This is a genomic window from Mesorhizobium sp. AR02 (assembly GCF_024746835.1).
Classification (GTDB): domain Bacteria; phylum Pseudomonadota; class Alphaproteobacteria; order Rhizobiales; family Rhizobiaceae; genus Mesorhizobium.
The window spans coordinates 909,941-926,433 of the sequence record NZ_CP080531.1 but is presented as its reverse complement, the minus strand read 5'-3'; the positions used below and the strand labels follow the sequence as shown (position 1 = coordinate 926,433).

Annotated in this window: 14 protein-coding genes; 2 read left to right on the top strand and 12 right to left on the bottom strand. The window is 63.7% G+C overall.

Going from position 1 to position 16,493, the window contains the following annotated elements; translation table 11 throughout:
• The first annotated feature begins 10 nt into the window (after positions 1-10).
• Together DBIPINDM_RS08985 and DBIPINDM_RS08980 are read left to right on the top strand one after the other, a co-directional pair.
• Entirely contained in the window at positions 11-436 is a 426-nt protein-coding gene (locus DBIPINDM_RS08985) for a DUF6484 domain-containing protein (RefSeq protein ID WP_127254921.1), read from the top strand.
• Complete coding sequence (locus tag DBIPINDM_RS08980; protein ID WP_258585403.1) at positions 436-777, top strand: hypothetical protein; 342 nt, start codon at positions 436-438, stop codon at positions 775-777. The genes DBIPINDM_RS08985 and DBIPINDM_RS08980 overlap by 1 nt, the downstream gene beginning before the upstream one ends.
• A gap of 33 nt (positions 778-810) precedes the next feature.
• Here DBIPINDM_RS08980 and DBIPINDM_RS08975 read toward each other — a convergent pair whose 3' ends face one another.
• Genes DBIPINDM_RS08975 through tssF form a run of 12 tightly spaced genes read right to left on the bottom strand, consistent with a single transcriptional unit; the run spans position 811 to position 16,493 of the window.
• Positions 811-1,761: a hypothetical protein gene (locus DBIPINDM_RS08975; protein ID WP_258585402.1), complete on the bottom strand. Its 951-nt coding sequence runs from the start codon at positions 1,759-1,761 to the stop codon at positions 811-813.
• 23 nt (positions 1,762-1,784) lie between these two features.
• Entirely contained in the window at positions 1,785-2,759 is a 975-nt protein-coding gene (locus DBIPINDM_RS08970; protein WP_258585401.1) for a DUF4150 domain-containing protein, read from the bottom strand.
• Entirely contained in the window at positions 2,760-3,785 is a 1,026-nt protein-coding gene (locus DBIPINDM_RS08965) for a beta-ketoacyl synthase N-terminal-like domain-containing protein (RefSeq protein WP_258585400.1), read from the bottom strand.
• Positions 3,782-4,885: a DUF2169 family type VI secretion system accessory protein gene (locus tag DBIPINDM_RS08960; RefSeq protein ID WP_258585399.1), complete on the bottom strand. Its 1,104-nt coding sequence runs from the start codon at positions 4,883-4,885 to the stop codon at positions 3,782-3,784. Before DBIPINDM_RS08960 ends, DBIPINDM_RS08965 begins: the two co-directional genes overlap by 4 nt.
• Positions 4,885-5,385 (bottom strand): type VI secretion system-associated protein TagF, encoded by a 501-nt coding sequence (gene tagF, locus DBIPINDM_RS08955; protein ID WP_258585398.1) that lies wholly within the window; start codon positions 5,383-5,385, stop codon positions 4,885-4,887. The genes DBIPINDM_RS08960 and tagF overlap by 1 nt, the downstream gene beginning before the upstream one ends.
• 23 nt (positions 5,386-5,408) lie before the next feature.
• Positions 5,409-8,945: a type VI secretion system membrane subunit TssM gene (gene tssM / locus DBIPINDM_RS08950; protein ID WP_258585397.1), complete on the bottom strand. Its 3,537-nt coding sequence runs from the start codon at positions 8,943-8,945 to the stop codon at positions 5,409-5,411.
• 1 nt (position 8,946) lies between these two features.
• Positions 8,947-10,269 (bottom strand): type IVB secretion system protein IcmH/DotU, encoded by a 1,323-nt coding sequence (icmH, locus tag DBIPINDM_RS08945; protein WP_258585396.1) that lies wholly within the window; start codon positions 10,267-10,269, stop codon positions 8,947-8,949.
• A 4-nt stretch (positions 10,270-10,273) separates the two neighbouring features.
• Positions 10,274-11,608 carry a type VI secretion system baseplate subunit TssK gene (gene tssK / locus DBIPINDM_RS08940; RefSeq protein ID WP_258585395.1) on the bottom strand — a complete coding sequence of 445 codons (1,335 nt, stop codon included), beginning with the start codon at positions 11,606-11,608 and terminating at the stop codon, positions 10,274-10,276.
• Between the two features lie 39 nt (positions 11,609-11,647).
• A complete protein-coding gene (gene tssJ / locus DBIPINDM_RS08935) occupies positions 11,648-12,100 on the bottom strand; it encodes a type VI secretion system lipoprotein TssJ (protein ID WP_258585394.1) in 453 nt (150 codons plus the stop codon).
• 3 nt (positions 12,101-12,103) lie between these two features.
• Complete coding sequence (gene tagH / locus DBIPINDM_RS08930; protein ID WP_258585393.1) at positions 12,104-13,573, bottom strand: type VI secretion system-associated FHA domain protein TagH; 1,470 nt, start codon at positions 13,571-13,573, stop codon at positions 12,104-12,106.
• Positions 13,570-14,655, bottom strand: a complete 1,086-nt coding sequence (gene tssG, locus DBIPINDM_RS08925; RefSeq protein ID WP_258585392.1) for a type VI secretion system baseplate subunit TssG — start codon at positions 14,653-14,655, stop codon at positions 13,570-13,572. Before tssG ends, tagH begins: the two co-directional genes overlap by 4 nt.
• Positions 14,619-16,493, bottom strand: coding sequence for a type VI secretion system baseplate subunit TssF (tssF, locus tag DBIPINDM_RS08920; protein ID WP_258585391.1), 1,875 nt, complete (start codon positions 16,491-16,493; stop codon positions 14,619-14,621). The genes tssG and tssF overlap by 37 nt, the downstream gene beginning before the upstream one ends.

Here is a 16,493-nt window from a genome sequence, read left to right as displayed (position 1 = left end):
GGGACGAAGCATGGCCGAAGTTCGTGATCGCATCGATGGTGTCGTAATCGGCATTTTCCTGGGATTTGACGACACATCGCCGCTGGTGGTCTTTCCTGGAAACCCTGTCGAGACAGCGATCGCCGCGCGAAGCCTGACCAAACTCGACGCCAGCATGATCGGCGCCGAAGTTGCGCTGCTCTTTCAGGAGGGCGATCCCTTGCACCCGCTGATCGTGGGTAAACTTGTGGAGCCTTCACGTCGGGCTCACGCGCAGCAGATCGTGCGCGACGGTGAGTTGGTCCATATTGTCGGCAATGAGCGCATCGAACTGCGTTGCGGCAAGTCCGTAATTATCATGGAGAAGGATGGCCACATCACCATCCGAGGAACCTATGTCACCAGCCACGCCAGCGCGGCCAATCGAATCCGCGGCGGCTCCGTGAACCTGAACTGATGCCGGCGCCAATCCTGTACGAGATCGTGCGCCAGCATGTTGAACAGGCAGCGTTCCTGTGGACCGTGTACCATTACCATTTGCTGCATCCTGATGAAAACCCGGACATGGATGATGAGCGCCTTGCGAGGTTGATAGAGCGCCTTGAAGCTTTTCTTGATGGAGCCAGGGTCGCGGGTGAGGCCGGCCGAAAGATCGCGCAACAGCGCTTCGAAGAGTTCCCGGAAGCGGGAGAACTGTTCGTGGTTCAGATGCTCTCCGCTCAAAAGCCGATCCGCATCATCGACCTTGATCTTGCCAAGGTGCAGCGCTTTATCGAAGTCAATTTGGGAAAAGCCTGAGGCGACCCTCTACAAGTAACGTTCCGAGGCAGACTATTCCGATCTTTCGAGGAGTTCGGGAGGCACAGGCATGAGAGTCCAGCCTATGCCGTCGTGACGAGCCAAGCCTTCACGATCGAAGTACCAGATGATGCCTTCCTTGACCTCGATGTTCTTCGGGCTGCGATACTCGGCGGGCAGGGGTATGGTGTCCAACAGGGTCAGCTTCGTGTCGAATACGAAGATTGCCGTCTTACCCAACACATAGAGTTTCGATCTGTCCAAGCGGATACGGAGGAACTTCTCGAGCAAACCTTCGACGGAGGCGTCCTCCATCGTGCCAGGTCCTGTTCCCGTAACAATAGTACCGCCGCCGCCCACGGCAACGAGACGCGATGCGTCCACAAAGACAAGATCATACAAGGACTGATTGTTTGGGAGTTCTGCCTGGCCCCATTCCCCATCGTTGTAGAAGTAAAGGCAACCTCGCGCGGCATGCTTGGGGCGGCTGTGGGTGTATCCGCAGACCGCCAGTTTGTTCGGGCTGATCGCGGCGATGCCCTCCAAGAAATTGTTTGCCATCCCATCGACGTCACGCTCACAAATCCGGACCCATTCATCCTTCCTGGGTCTAAAATAGACTTGGGAACCGTCGCCGCAAACATAGAGGATGCCCGCTTTTTGGGTGATGCCAAGCGTCGAACCAAGATCCTCGGCATCCTCGCTGAGGACGCCGGCACCGGGGATCTTTTCGTAGTCCACGTCCTCGGTAAGAAAGTAGAGGTCGCCCTCATTGGTTAGAGCGACGAACACATTCTCGTTGTCGCTCTCGAATGGGTAGGCGCAAACGGAAACGACTGTTCGAGGGATGTCGACATCCGCGACCTGTTGCTCTGTCGTGTCCTGAAACATGAGGAAACGCGAATACGGATCCTCGTCGTCAAGCTCGGTTGGGACCGCGGCGATAAGATCTGGAGCAATGTAGCCCGACGCTCGAATCTTCATCTGCGTACTCCTGGTGTGTCGGTCTATTTTCTGGGCTTTGGCGGCTTCATCGTCTTCTTGGCTTCCTTGCCGGGCAATGGGTTGGAGGTTCTACCCTTCTGGCTGGCCCCGAATGCGCTTTGCTGCGCCTCCACCGCTTCCTTTGCCTTCTTGATGCAATTCGCATTGAGATCCTGAAGGTCGTCGAGACATGAAATGGTTGCTTCGGTAATCTTGCTCATCGGCGCAACGCCGAGTTTGCCCTGGGTTTTCAACTTAGCTTTCGCATCCGCTAGTTTTTTGCCTTTGAGTTTGGCCAGACCGGGTCGGCCCAGCGTAACGATCTGCTCACGGTCAGCCTCATGAATCCGTTCGTGATCATCAGGACTGAGACAGATGCATACCCCCTCTCCGAGCGTCGGAGCATTGGCGATGCGCGTCGATGCAACATCCGCGTCCGCCCGACTGCCCGTTCGGAAACACTTGTCCGGTACGATATGATGTGCCTCGCCGCCATTGTCGTTGCAGACCGCGGCGATCGCGTCATAAGAGCCAATCAGGCATTTTTCCGTGCTGTAGATGACTCCGGCGCCGGTGGCCAGTTTCGGAAAGGTCAGCGTATTTCCCTGCGGTGAAGCATGATTGTTGGTCGACAGGTCCGTCATCCGGTTGACGGGCTCGCCGTCGGCCTTGACATTGCTCGACCAGGCGACGGCGTATTCCTTGCCGGTATTCTTCGATGTGATGATGCCTTTCTTGGTCGCGCAGCCCGCTTCAGTGCCGCTTGTCTTGGTGTAGTAGGATTTGTTTTTCTGCGTGATCGTCTGGCCGCCGATCTTGACGGTGCTGGTGCCCTTGTCCGTGTCGCTGTCGAAGCCGAAAGAAGGATAGGGAATCGGAACGCCAGGGGGCGTTGCCGGATTCTCCGGCGGCGTGAAGCAGACATCAGGAAAGGCCGCTATGACCTTGTTGCCCTGCGCCTTGCATGCGACTTCGAGACTGTTGGCGTAGACTGTCATCTATGCGGCCCTCGCAGCAAAGATGGCTGCGCCGCACGCGCCGGAGTCTTCGGACGCCTCGATCAGGACCGGATTGCCCGCCGCGTAGCCCTTCCTTGCCGCCGCAAACGCCATGCCGATCATCACGGGCACCGCCGCCGCTCCGATATTTCCAAGCGATTCACCCGGCGACCACAGGTCCTGAAAGTCGTGGGCACCCCGCACGAGCCGAAGGCTTGCCAGGGCCGTTTGCTTGAACCAGTACTGCTCGCCGATAAGGTCCGAAATACGGAACCCCAACTGGTTCATCTCGATGCCGGCCTCCTTCAGCGCGTGCCGATAGGCGGTCGTCAATCCGTCCCCGCGCAGCGGTTCGTCAGCCTCATTGTAGATGTATGCATTCTCTCGGGCGAGGCCCAGACCGTGCAGCCTTAGTCCGGATCCATGACCAGCATGGGTGCACAGCACAGCGGCCGCGGCCTCGCCGGGAATAAAACCGTTCGGATTGTTGGTGGCCAGCAAGCGACGGTTCGCCAGATAGAAGCCTATCGCTTCGGGAGTGAGGTAGCTGTCTACCCCTGCAACAATGACTGCTGACGTTCCCCCTTCGGCCAGCAGCCGGCGCGCCTGCTCAAGTGCTACCAGACCGGATGGCCGGCCATGCGATATGGTGCGCGATCGTGGGTCGACGGCCATCTCAAGGATAGCACATACATTCCGCAAGAACGCAGAGGCATCCTGGACGGGTGAACCAGGCCGCGACGCCTCCGGAAGGCACAACAACATCGGCGTCCGTTCGCGTGCTTGTGGCACCGCGGTGCATATCTCGCTTATCGCAGCCGCCAGCATATGGGTCATACGCTTCTGGCCGATCCATTTTCGTGGCATGGTGACAGGGGAGCCAAGCAGCCACTCGCCTTCATCGTCGGCGTACTGAGTCTCCTTGAAGCCGTCCAGGCGGGCGCGGAGCGCCGCACAAGACGACGGCGCATCAAGGCCGACAGCCGTCACCATCCCGGTCGCCACGATGTCGAGCGCAGCCGTCATGCGTCCTCTGCCTCCCGCTGAATCGGCTCCGCGATCGGCCGCACGTAGGGCTTCTTGACGGCTTTGGCGTGGAGCATGCCTGGCGTCGGCGGCCCGACCCAGCATTCTGTAAAGTCGAGGATCGTGCGCTGGAGGCGTTGCGACACGCGCCAGACCAATGAAAAGCGCCGATTTTCGGTGTCGAACAAAACAGTGTCCGGATGAATATCGGCCTCGAATGCCTTGGTGTAGCCCTTGAACATTGCAACTTTGATGGCCGTGGCTGGCATTCTAAAATGTTCGCGCCCGCTTGGCGTCAAATTGATGAGCTGCATTTCCTCGCCACCGCGCGGCGGATCGATTTGCTGGTCGGACGGGGCCACCTGAAAGTAGCGTTCGTCGAAGTCCGGCGGCAGAAACGGGAAAATGTTGTTGGCCCAGTTGTCGTCATAGGTGCCGCCATATTCGATGCGGCCCGGCCAACCGCGGCCCATCGGGCCAAAGCTCATCGGCTTGTAGTCGCCGAACGGTGAGCGGATCTCTTCGCCGACAGCTTGCGTGTTCGGTAGACGCAGGCCGGGGATGAGGCGCTGGTTCCTGGTGCGCGACCACCCGGTTCCGACCGGGTTGTATTTGTAGCTGGCGGGGAGCTTGTCCTCCGCATCCAGCCTGTCGACGCCACCCCAGGCGACGTCATAGGAGATGGGCAGTTTCAGGAAGGGTTGCGGCGATGTGGCGGTAAAAACCGGACCGATGGCGCGCCATTCGCGGTGGCCGACGACCTCGAACAGTTTTGACCAATTGCCAACCTTGATGCCGACCGGCACGCGCTCGGCCGGGCGCCCGCCCGGCGCGTAGGCGTAGCCATTTGCGATCACGTCGCAGCGCGGTTTGCGGAAGGCGAAATCGGTTTCCCATAGTGTGGCGGAGTAGCCGGGTTCACCGGTATGTGTGTCGGCAAATACCAGCGGCACCTGTTCTGCTGATCTTTGCACCAACCCGCCAGCCGTCACGGGAAAGTCGAACGTGCCCTTGACCACCACGACGACCCAATCACGCCCGGTCGTGTCCGCGCTGACGCTGAACTCGTGCTGGTAACCCAACTGGTTCCAGATCCGCATCAGCTGGTCTCCCAACTGGCGGCGAGGATTTGTTCCAGCGTCGTTTGCGGCGATTGCGGATCGAGGTCGAAAATGTCCGAACGGGCCGTCCACATCACCATGCCGCTGATGACCTCTTCGCCCGGCTCGACGGATGGCACCGGCAGTCCGGCCAGCGCGGCATCCAGTTCGTCGGGCGTCAGCGCGCCGTTCTGGGCGGCGATGGCCACTTCTTCGATCCGGGAAAACCACGCTTCGGCGTCAGCCAGCAAAACGGGAGCTTCAGAAAGCAGCGCAACGACACTCAGAGGGAACTTCCTGCCGACCCTGTCGGCGCTTTGCACAATGATGCCTGCCGATGCGCCGAAGGAAGCCGGGCCAGCCAGAAAGCGCAGCGCGGTTGTGCTCGGCCAAAATTCCGAGCCAAACAGCGGCACGAGATGCTGCGCCAGCCAGCGGTCCCAGCCGCGAACAAAGTCGCCCGACAGCCGCCGCGTCACGAAATCGCCGGTGGCGGGCATTTTGCCGTAGAAGCCGGGTAAGATCATATCTGCGGCGGACATGAGAATTTCTTGAACATCTGCAGATTGTAGGGGTTCTCGACGCTGGCCGCCTTGAGCTCGAAATCGGCATACATGCCTTTCGTGCCCAGTCGCAGGCTGTAGACATCGGAGAGCGCTGTACCGGCGAAACGGCCGCTGCGCAGCATCCTCAGCCAAGCCCAACTGCCGGTCTCGTTGAGCATGATTTCGGGCGATCCGTCGATGGGCTGGAAGGCGAGCGAAATGACGCCGGTGCCATCCTTGCCGGGCCAGGTCATCGGTTGCGGCCGCGTCGCGTTGTTGAAGTAGACGAGGGTCTGGCCATCGAGATTGAGCGTGACGCGCGTGACGTTGGGAGACAGATCCTTCGGTTCGAGCGTGAAGCTCATCACCGGTCCGGTACCGCCGGGAAAGAGATCGTCGCGGATATGCCTGGCCTGCTCGAACGCCGCCAGCGCCGAAGGATCGAGGCCGAAATCGGCGCGCCATTTCCACGGCTGGCTGGTGGTGTCGACATAGTTGATCAGGTGGTCGTTGATGAAACCGTCGATCAGCCCGGCCGGTCCGAACAGGCGGGCGAAATCACGCACATTGACGTCCACCGCGCTGTCGGCGCTGAATGGATAGCGGTCGTTCAGCGCGGCCTGGCAGAACGGCAGTATGTCCGCCCGCCAGATGGCGTTGAGCTCCGAAGTGACCGCCTTCTGCGTCAAATTGCTGGTGTCACCGGCAATGCCACCGAGCCAGGCGTTGATCGGGTCGGGCAGGATCTGTGCTTGCCTGGCGACCGCGCCGGTCAACTCGGCAAGGCCGCCCTGCTTCTTGATGGCATCCTGCGGATTGGGGTTCGCGGTGACCGTCTGCAGCACGTTCGACAGCGCGGTCAGCGCGACAACGGCGGCATCCAGTGCCGGCGGCTGGCCGTCGACCTCGGCAATGGTGCTCTTCAGCGGCTTGAAATGTTCGGCTACCAGATTGCCGGTCAGGTCCACCTCGCTGGCTGACCCGGCGCGGGGAAGCAGCTTCGCACCGCTTGTCGCCAGCTTGCCGAGTTTTCCCAGCTTGCCGAGCAGTTTCGAGGCGCCCTTGGCCGCCGCCTTGTCGTCAGCGGGCGCCTCGTCGGAGCGCGTCAGTTCGGTCTCCTGTACGATCGCCGTCAGCAGCCGTTTCAGCGCTGAATCGGCACTCGAGAGGTCCTTCAGGTTTTCACTGGCGACATTGAGATCGGTCAGTGGCGCGAGCCGCATGTCTCGCAGGAAGCTGTCCCATTGTGCGATGTAGTCGTCATAGTAGAGCTTCAGAATGTCCTCGGACAGCGCCGAGACCGAGGTCTCGGAATTCTCCGAGCAGCCGCCGGCGAAAACCGCACGATCGAGCGCCGCCTGGGCGGCGACATCGTCGATGCGGTCGAGAATGGCGTCGTGGAAGCCGGCGTAGGTGAAGGCTCCGGCAATGCCGACGCGAAGCGTCTTGTCGGAACGCCGCGCAAACACCTTGCCGCCATTGGGACCGGCGAAATTGGCCGGGATCCACTCCTTGAGCCCGGCCACCTCAGGATCGGCCAGCAACTGCTTGTAGGCGCGTGCCGGCAAAGAGATCGTGCACACGGTTTTCAGCGCTTCGGCGACCAGGGCCTGGTCGGGCGCGACATAGCTTTCGTCGACCGCCATGCGGCGGATGGCGGCAAGCTGATGCTCCTCGGCATCGGCGGTCGGAAAGGGTGCCGCTGCCGCGAATTCCGGCAGGCTGTTGACCCACCAGTTCTGGGCGAAATCGGCATCCATCTGCGACAGGCCGGTCATCATGCGATAGGTCTTGAGCGCTCCGAGCATGAAATCCGGATCGCGGATCTGCCGCCACATGGTCGCCTCGAGCAGCGCGACCATCCGTGGCTCGAGCACGTTGCGCAGGGCGTGGTCGTAGGTGTCGGTCTGCGCCCGCACCAGTTCCGCCGAGGCCGATGGTCCCAGCAGATCCTGGGGGGCGCCCGGCGATGCTGTCCGGGCATTCGCGACCGCGTCCATCGCTTCGAGCGCGCTGTCGATGGCGGGCTGCTGCACCGATGCCGGGCTGGCGGCAACGGCGGTCAGCGGCGTCTGCAGCGCTTCGAACTGGCCTGCCTGGGCCGTGATCGCGTTACGGTTGTCAAAATAAGACCACGTGAACAGCCCGCCGGCCAGCAAGGCCACCACAGCGCATGCAGCCGCGGCACCGCGCCAGATCCAGGCGCGGCGACGCTGCGCCAGCGGATCGAACGTGCCGAGGCCGGCTTCCCTGAAGATGACGTCGGTGAGCAGGTTCTTCAGGAAGAAGCTGCGTTTCTCGACCCTTGGCGCGGGCAGGGCTCGCCGTGGCGGCAGGCCGAAGGACGACGACAGCGCCGCGGTCAGCCGGTCGATGGGCGCCCCTTCCTGCGTCGCCGATGTCAGATAGAGGCCACGCAGCCAGGCGGCCTCCTCATAGCGGCTTTCGCCGAACATCGCCTCGACCAGCACCTGGATCGGTTCGGACAGGCTGGACAGCTGGGCTGGAAACCTGAAGATCTCGGCGCGGGCGGCGAGCTTGTCTTCGTCCTCCAGGCGCGGCACCAGCCGCCGCTCCAGTTCCGTCGCCAGCGTCGAAATTTCGCGTTCGATGGTCTTGGCATCGACACGCGCATCCAGCGCGAAGGTCGTTCCCCAGACCTGTTCGCGCGAGGCGGTCGACAGGCCGCCGAAGAAAGCCTCGAAACCCTTGATCAGATCGGCCTTGGTCAGCATCAGATAGACCGGAAGGCGGATTTCGAGCCGGTCGTTGAGCTCGGCCAGCCGGCGGCGGATCTTGCGGCCATGCGCCTTTATCGCTTCGTCGCCCTCCGAAAGCACGTCGATCGAAAGCGCGACGATCACGCCGTTGAGCGCGCGGCGGCCGCGATGCTTCTTCAGAAGGTCGAGGAAGCCCAGCCATTCCGCCGCGTCGACGTCAGGCTGGCTCTCCTGCTGGACATAGCGGCCGGCGGTGTCGATCAGAACCGCGTTCTCGGAAAAGAACCAGTCGCAGTTGCGCGTGCCGCCGACCCCTTGCAGATCGTCGGTGAGGTCGATCGGAAAATTCAGTCCGGACTGCCGCAAGGCCGTGGTCTTGCCGGTGGCCGGCGGGCCGACGATCACGTACCATGGCATCTCGCGCAGGAACTTGCGTCCGCCGAGCTTGCGGCGCTTCAGTTCGGCCATCACCTCGGCGAATTTGGCACCCACGGCGGCGACGTTCTCTTCGCCGGGACTGAGCGGCTTTTCCGCCACGGGCGCTGCAATCTCGGCGACGAACATGCGGTTGGCGCGGATCGCCCGGCGTTGGGCGACGATCAGCCAGATCAGCCAGAAGATGACCAGCAGCGCGATGATGACGATGCGCACATTTTCCGAAGCGAAGGGTTCGTAGGGACCGACCCTGACGATCGGACCGAACACCCAGATGACCAGGGAAAGCAGCGTGATGCCGATCAGCGTCCACAGCCAGCGCGATGTCAGAACCGCCCAGAGGAAGCGCAGGATGAACATCTCACAGCCTCTTTTCGACGAGCACCTCGACGCGGCGGTTCAAGGCTCGCCCCTCGCGCGTGCTGTCGCTGGCCACCGGGTCCGTGGCCGCGCGGCCCTCGGAATGGACGCGATCCTGCGGCACGCCGTTCTGGACCAGCATGTCGGCGATCGTCTGGGCGCGCGCCTCCGACAGCCGCTGGTTGGTCGACAGCGGGTTGGTCTTCTGCAGGGGAACGCCGTCCGTATGACCGATCACCGTGATGTTCCCGATCAGCTCCTGATTGGCGAGGATCACCTTGGCGATCGAAGCGATCAGGGGCTCGAAGCCGTCGGTCAGTTGTGGCCGCGACGACTGGAACAGTTCGGGATTGGAAGCCTGGATGATCAGCTTGGCCAGCGAAACGCTCTCGGTGCCGCTGAGGGCGGATTTGAGGCCGGCCGGCGCGCCGGCCTGGAATTCCGGCAACAGCGCAAAATCCACTTTTTCCGGCGGCGGGGCGTCGACCTTGGGCGAGGTCCGGCTGACATCGCCGCGTTCAGGCGGCGGCAATGCGCGCACGAGGGCAGAAAGCTCGACCGCCTGGCTGCTCAGTCCCATCGACAGCCCGACATGGATTGCGGTGGCGATGACTGCCGCGCCGAGCGCCATGACCCAGATCGGCACGATGAAGCGCTGCGGCTCGTCGGAGGCGATCACGCCCTTCCAGTTTGGCGACAGTGGCGCGCCTTCAGCGTCGGCATCGCGCAGGAAGCGTGCCGCCGCGACGCGAACGGCGTTGAGCGAGCGGTCGCCTGAGCGGCCAGGCACGCGATATTTGCCGCGGAAGCCGAGCGCCATGCAATCATATTGCAGTTCCAGCAATTCCCGATCGCGGTTGGGATGGCGTTCCAGTTCGTCGAGGCGCGTGAAGAACTGCGTGCCGGCATCGACATCGCCGCGCAGCATCACCACAAGCGGCTGGCGCGGCCAGGCGCTGGCCCCGCCCCAGGGCGTGTTCAGGGCGAGATCGTCGAGCAACGCCGCCACCACCCAGGCCGCCTGATCGGCCCGCTCCATGGAGGACCCCGTCGACATTGCCGTGTCGCGTGCCCGAACCAGTTCTTCAAGCAGACGGGTGCGCAGCGCTTCCGGGTTCTCCGGCGCCAGCGCGCTTTCAAGCTCGGGCGCGAATTCGAGCAAGGGCGCGAATGCGTTGACGAGCGCGTTCGGGTGGGTGCGAGACCGCTTTACCGCCGCGCCCGGCAAGAGCGGCGCCATCGGCCGCGGCGTCGGCGCGCCGGTCAGCCGTATGCGGGTGCGTTCGCGATCCTCCGACAGTCCGAAAGGATCATCGCGGCTCATCATCTCACCTGTTCACCGAGTAGCAGTCCACCTGCGGCTCGCTTGGCAACACGCCCGAAACGCCGATGACGAAGCCGGGGGCATCGAGCAGCGACGCCCAGTGCTCGCTTTTCTGGTCCAGCTCGAGGCATAGCCGATCGCCGTCGTAAGGGATTTCGCGCGGCTGGGAATGAAGCGGTTTCAGCGGAATGCCGGGCAAGCGCGATTTCCACAAGCCCTCGAACTGGTCAGCCGAGCCAACAGTCGCCTGGTTGACGAATATCTTGCGCAGCGCGTCTTCCGACAGCTCCGAACCGACCCGGATGACGATGCGGCTGGCCACCAGCAGCTTCGGATTGTCGATGCGGATTTTCCAGACATTGGTCGAATGCCGCATGACCGGCAGCGCACGCGATTTCGGCTCGATGTAGCGCAAGCTGAGGATGAGCGAGCGCAGCGCATCCGCCAGCGCCATGTATGCAGGTCCCGGCGCCATGTGATCGTAGGCGGGCAATTCGCCCAGCCGCCGCGCGCTCGATCCGTAGGTCGCCATCGAACCGGCGAGCCCGGCAAGCTCCAGGTAAAGCTCGGCCGGATGGAAGACATCCTGCGCCAGCATGTGGGCCAGCCGCGGCCGCGCCGCATTGGCGAGGTTGAGCATCAGCAGGTCTTCGACGCTGCGCCCCGGCCCGCCCATGACCATCTTGCCATGCGCCTCGGCGATCTGGTCGAGCCCCGTGACGACTTCCAGAAGCAATTGCCGGTACCAGGCCACAGCGCCGGTCACCAGCGTCGGCGGCAGGAAGGTCTCGTCCAGCGAGACGCCACCATCGGCTCGAACCCCCTTGAGGTCGGCGATCGGCAAGGCCGTGTAGCCGCCGACCGACCTGCCGGGCGCCAGCAGCAGCGCCTGCGGACGGGCGATTTCGATTTCTTCCGGGTCTGAACCGCCCTGGACGGCGTCGCGCACCGAAACGATCCGCCCATGATAGCGCGCTCCCGAGGCGGCGGCGTGTGCGGGATCGAAGCCGACACCACCGGGAGGCTCCAGCGGCAAGGCGACCAGCACCGGTCCGGCGCCCATGTCTGGCGTAACCGGCAACGGTCGCGGCGCGTCCATCATCTCGGGAATGGCGAAAGGTGTCCCGTCCGGGAAGATGCCACGAGCGGACAGGATCGCGACCTGGCCGGCATCGAGCAACGCCTGGTCCAGCGTCAGCTGTTGGAAGCCGAACGTATGCAACTGCCCGGCCTGCAACGCGCCGCGCACCGTCGCCTCGAAAAAGCGATCCTGCTGCTGGAAATGCTGGGTCCGCAGGAAAAGGCCTTCGGACCACAGCACCCTGTTTGCATCGCTCATGCCGCTACTCTCTGCATTGAGCTCCCCTTGCCCCGGCCGCTAGGCGGAAATACCGCCGCTGCCAAGCGTGACATTGATCGTGAACTTTGATCCCGGCGACACCGACTTGGTCGTCCGCCAGTTCTTGCCGGTCGGCTCGCGGATCAGCGCAACGAAGCCCAGCGCCGTGGCGTCCGGCTCGACGGTGATGGTCTTGGACGCGGATTTTCCCGGCCCTACAGCGATCTGGTCGGATCCGATGAGATCGCCGCCCAGCGCGGAGCCGGCATCGCCCTGCAGGGCAAAATAGTCGGCGGAATTGAATTTGCCGGTGCTGCGCAACCGCATCACGAGAACTGTCACCGGCCGGTCGCCGCCGCCTGGTCCCGGGTTCATGCCGGCCCCACCGGTCACGTTGACCGTGATCACCGATGGTTTTGGCGGGCCGCTCTGGCAAGCCGTAAGCAGCCCGGTCGCGCCCAGGGCAACGATAAATTCGCGTCGGTCGATCATGTCTCACTCCTCCTCATATGCGTCCCGAAAATCGGCGCCGATTTCGCCGAGAAAGCTTTTCTCCGCGCTCTCGGCGATTTCACGATGGCGTTTCTGGTAGAGCTCCCACAGCTTGGCGCCGCGCCCGCCCGAAAACAGGGTGCCGATCGCCGAATTCGATTTCAGCTCTGCCTCGATCACTGCCGGATCAAAACGGTCGACCATCCGACGCAAGGCGGCCTGCACGCCGCGCCAGGCGCGCACGTGGTGTTGCGCGAGATCGCGGACCGCGTCGGCGATAGCCGCTTCGCCGGCGAGAAATCCGGGGCTGCGCTCGGCGATAAGCGTGACGATGGCATCGTCGACCGTCGGCAGGAACTTGAGCGGATTGACTTCGGAAGCCCCGACCATGGTCTGGGCGACGCGCGCGTTTCCCTTTTCCTCGGCGCGCTTGCGCAGAAGCTGCATCAGGCCTTCCATCATCAGCCGGTATTCGCGGCCGAACTTCTCCATTTCCGCGATGCTGTCGCGCCCGGGGAAATCGGCTTCCTCGACGCCCATGCCGTGCAGGAATGCGGAGCGAAGCGCCATGTCTCCCGGCCGCGCCGCTGCCGGCGGGCGGGCGGGTTTGGGAGCAGCGCCCGTCCGCATTGGAGGAGGAGCATCCGCTGCCTGCACAGGCAGATCCCAGGGATTGGCGGATTGCGGCCTTAGGGGGGCTCGTTCGCGCTGACCGGTCGCGCCGGCGCCGTTTGCCGAACTGGGTGCCGCGGCTGGCCCGAAGCCAAAGTCGTCCTTGAATTCGGATGGCTTTCCGGCGGCAGGTTCGGTGGACCCGTTGAGGGGAGGTACCGAGTCGAGGCTGAACGGGTCCGCGAAGCTTGGCGCGCCAGGTTCGGGATAAGGGGCAACACCCGTCGACACAGGTGTCGAAACCGGGTCGAGGCTGAACGGATCATCGAAAGCAGGCGAGCTGCGCTGGCTGGAGGCGGCACGCTCGAACGCGCCCGCAACCGGCTGCTCGAACGGGTTCGGCAGATCGGCCGGACGCGGCCGTCGCGGCTCTTCCTTGACCTTGGCGGAAAAGAAGTCGTCACTGCCGATGTTCAGCGGCGCCCGCGATCCCGGCGGCAGGCGTTCCGGAACCGGCTGGCTGGCTGCTTGTGCCTGGGCGGTTGGCGTCTGCAGGTCGACATAGACGACATAGTCGCCAAGTCTCAGCCGCATGCCGCTTTGAAGGCGCGTCGACTGGCCGGCACCGAGCGGGCTGTCGGAGTCGTTTATGTACAGCCCGCTGCTCGACGTGTCGGTGACGAAATATCCATCTCGCCCGCCCGAAATCCTGCAATGGGCGCGGGAAACGAACATGTCGGGATCGTTGATCTGCCAGCCCGCATCCGCACTGCGGCCGATCACCAGCTCGCCTTCGTCCAGCCGGGTCTGCCGTACCGCCTGGGTGCGTGGCCCTTGCTCCAGCGTCAGCAGCAGGCTCATGCCGCGACCCCCGCCATTTCCGGCCGCCATCCGACAATTGTCCGCAGCCGCAGATCGTCAGCATCGCCCCTTTCGGCGGGCCGCGCAAGCCAGGAGGTCCGGCCAAGCTGGACCGCTCCGATGCGGGGCGGCGGCACGGCTTTACGCGCCAGAACGATGCGCAAATCGACGTCGAGCGTCTCCCCGACCATGTCGCGAACGGCTTGCTTGAACAGTTTGAGGCGCGGACCGCCCGGCAGGAACGCCTTGAACTCCTCGAAACCGAGAGGGCCGACGCGCAGCTCGATCCTGCTTTGGCGGTTGAAAACGCGCGGGCCTATCGTCGCCCCCCGGCCGAGCCCCGCATGGGCTTTTGCGAGGCGGGTCTGGAGTCCGGTTGGTATGGTTATCCAGGCAGCGATGAACTCCTTGATTTGAACCGGCACCTTGAACGCTTCCGCCAGGAACAGCGTCAGCCGTTCCGGGCCGTCGACCTGGCTGGCGAGCGACGCGGCCTGGCGAAGCTTGACAGTGTCGAGATCAGGATTTTGGGTGCCGGGAAGCCCGATCCCCGCCATCGCTTCAAGCATGGCGCGGACGCGGCCACCGACCGCGCGCTCGACCTGGACCGCCGGATGCGCATCCGCCCAGGCCCGGTAGTAGAGGGCAATCATGCGGTGCTGAAGGATGTTGACGAAGTCGACGAATGTCGTGTCGCTGGTCTGCTGTGCGTCGGCGCCGGCGAACCAGCGCTGCGACAGGCGGTCGAGCACCCAGCGCGTCAGATGCAGCGGCATCGGGCCCTCAGGTCCCAACAGACCAAGATTTGCAACCGTGACCCGAGCCGGCGCCTTGTCGCTGGCTTCGCGGAATTGCACCAGGTCCCGCGCGGAAAAGGCGAGGCGAACATGCTGGCCAAGCCTTGCCGGCTCGCGGTCGGGGCGTCCGGAATGGCCGAACAGACCGCTCCGCTGTTCGAGACGGCGCAGCAGTTCGAAAAAGTCGAACGCTTCGGACAGACCTTCGGCCCGGTCCGGGCTGGCCTTGTCTAGATCAGGTGCCTTGTCTAGATCAGGTAGCGATTGCCGGGCGTCATCGGCCATGGCACATCCTCCTGCTTCTGCAGCAGCCGCGTGCGGGTTCGCACGAAGCCGTTTATTCCGGCATGACGGGCAAACAGCCGCGCCAGCAAGGCCGAAAGCAGCAAGGTGCTTTGCCCGGCCAGCACCGACTGATCGACATGCAACGTCACTTCCGTGCCACGCCCGAAGCACATCGGCCCGTCGATCTGCAGCCGTTCGATCACCGACCGCGAGTCGATGCGCACGATCGAATGCACGTTGCGGGCAAGGCTCGGATCGCCGCGGTCGGCGTAGAGATCGAGCAGGGCATGCAGAGGGTCGACGCCGCGGCCTTCCTTGGCGAGGCTCAAGAAATTGAGCGCCAACTGCGCCACCAGCCGCCAGGCGAGATCGTCGGCCCGGGATTCGCCATCGGCCCCGGTGGGCAGTGCGGCGGGGATGGCCGGCTGCGGCGGACGCAACGCACCGAGCAGCCGGACCGATTCGACCGGGTCACCGGCTTCGAGCGTCAAGGTCGGATTGTCATCGAGGATCGGCAGATCACGGTTGGTGCAAAGCGCCATGATGTCGAGACGCTTCAACGGCCGGTTCGCCGGATTTGCGAGCGGCCGGGATACGGCCAGGAAAACATCGTCCCCGGTGTATGAGGTGCGGGTCAGGCCGTCGCCGCGTTCATCCTCCGTTGCCCGGCGTGGGCGCCGTTCCGTCGAATAGACCCAGCCGCTGCCGCGGTTCTGCCCGAGGCTGAACAGCTCCGGTATCTCGGCGTCGCTGCCTTCACTGTCGGCATCCTCGACGCGCAGGACACGATAGATCTCGAAGTCGCGCGCCCGCGTGCGGTCGGCGTGCAGCACCTGCCGCGTCTTGCGCTGATCGAGTTCGACGACGTTGCACTCACGCTCGAACAGATTGATGATCGGCGTCGCGAAAAGTTCGAAATCCGCCGGCGTCAGGTCGGCGAGTTCGGGCGTCGGGCGGCGGAACAGGAAGATGATCTCCAGTCCGGCCTCGCATTTGCGCACCATCGGCTGCAGCCCCAGGACCCGCACATAGTGAAAGCGCTCCGGCATGACGAAGTATTCGCGCAGCAGGCGGTACCCTTCGAATGTCGGGCGGGTGCGCGGCATCAGGGCCTCGTCGTCGCTGATGCCGACCATTTCGGGAGCCGGCAGGGGCGACAGCCGGTTGGTCTTGCCTTCCGGTCGTGCGCCAATGGCCACGCAGGCGCCGAAGATCGCGTCGAACAGAAGCGGCGCCTTGGTGCGCCCGGCAAAATAGAGGTCAAGCTGGTCGAGCGCCAATTCGTCGAGTTTGCCTTTTCCGGTCCGCGTCAGCGCCAAACGCAGCGCCGCCTCGCCGCCGGTGCCGCCGATCGGCCCTATGCCGGCCGCCGCCAGCGCACTGCGATCTTGAAAATAGCTGACCGAAGTGATTGCTATCGGCCACAGGGTCATGTCCTGCGCGGTGGAGAAAGTGCAGCGCGTCGACAGGCCGGGTTGCAGGCTGGACACCAGCCGCGTGTTGCGCTTGACGACGTGGCCGGCGGGCATGGTCTGCACCTGCTGGCCGGGTTTCAGCACGGCCATCGCCGTTGCCGGCGCCGGCGTGACCAGATCGGGATAGAGGACATCGAGCACGCTGCGCGAAAATCGCGAGCGCTCGGCGTCGACTTTCAGCCGGGTGCGCGCGGCGAGGAAGGCGACGCCGTCCAGCAGCCGTTCGACATAGGGATCCGGGCAGGGCACCGTATCGAGGGAAAGGTTGCGCGCCACCGCCGGATGCATGTCGGCAAATTCCGCCGCAAGGCCCCGGATATGGGTCAGTTCCTCCTCGTAATATTCGACGAAGACCCGATCCAT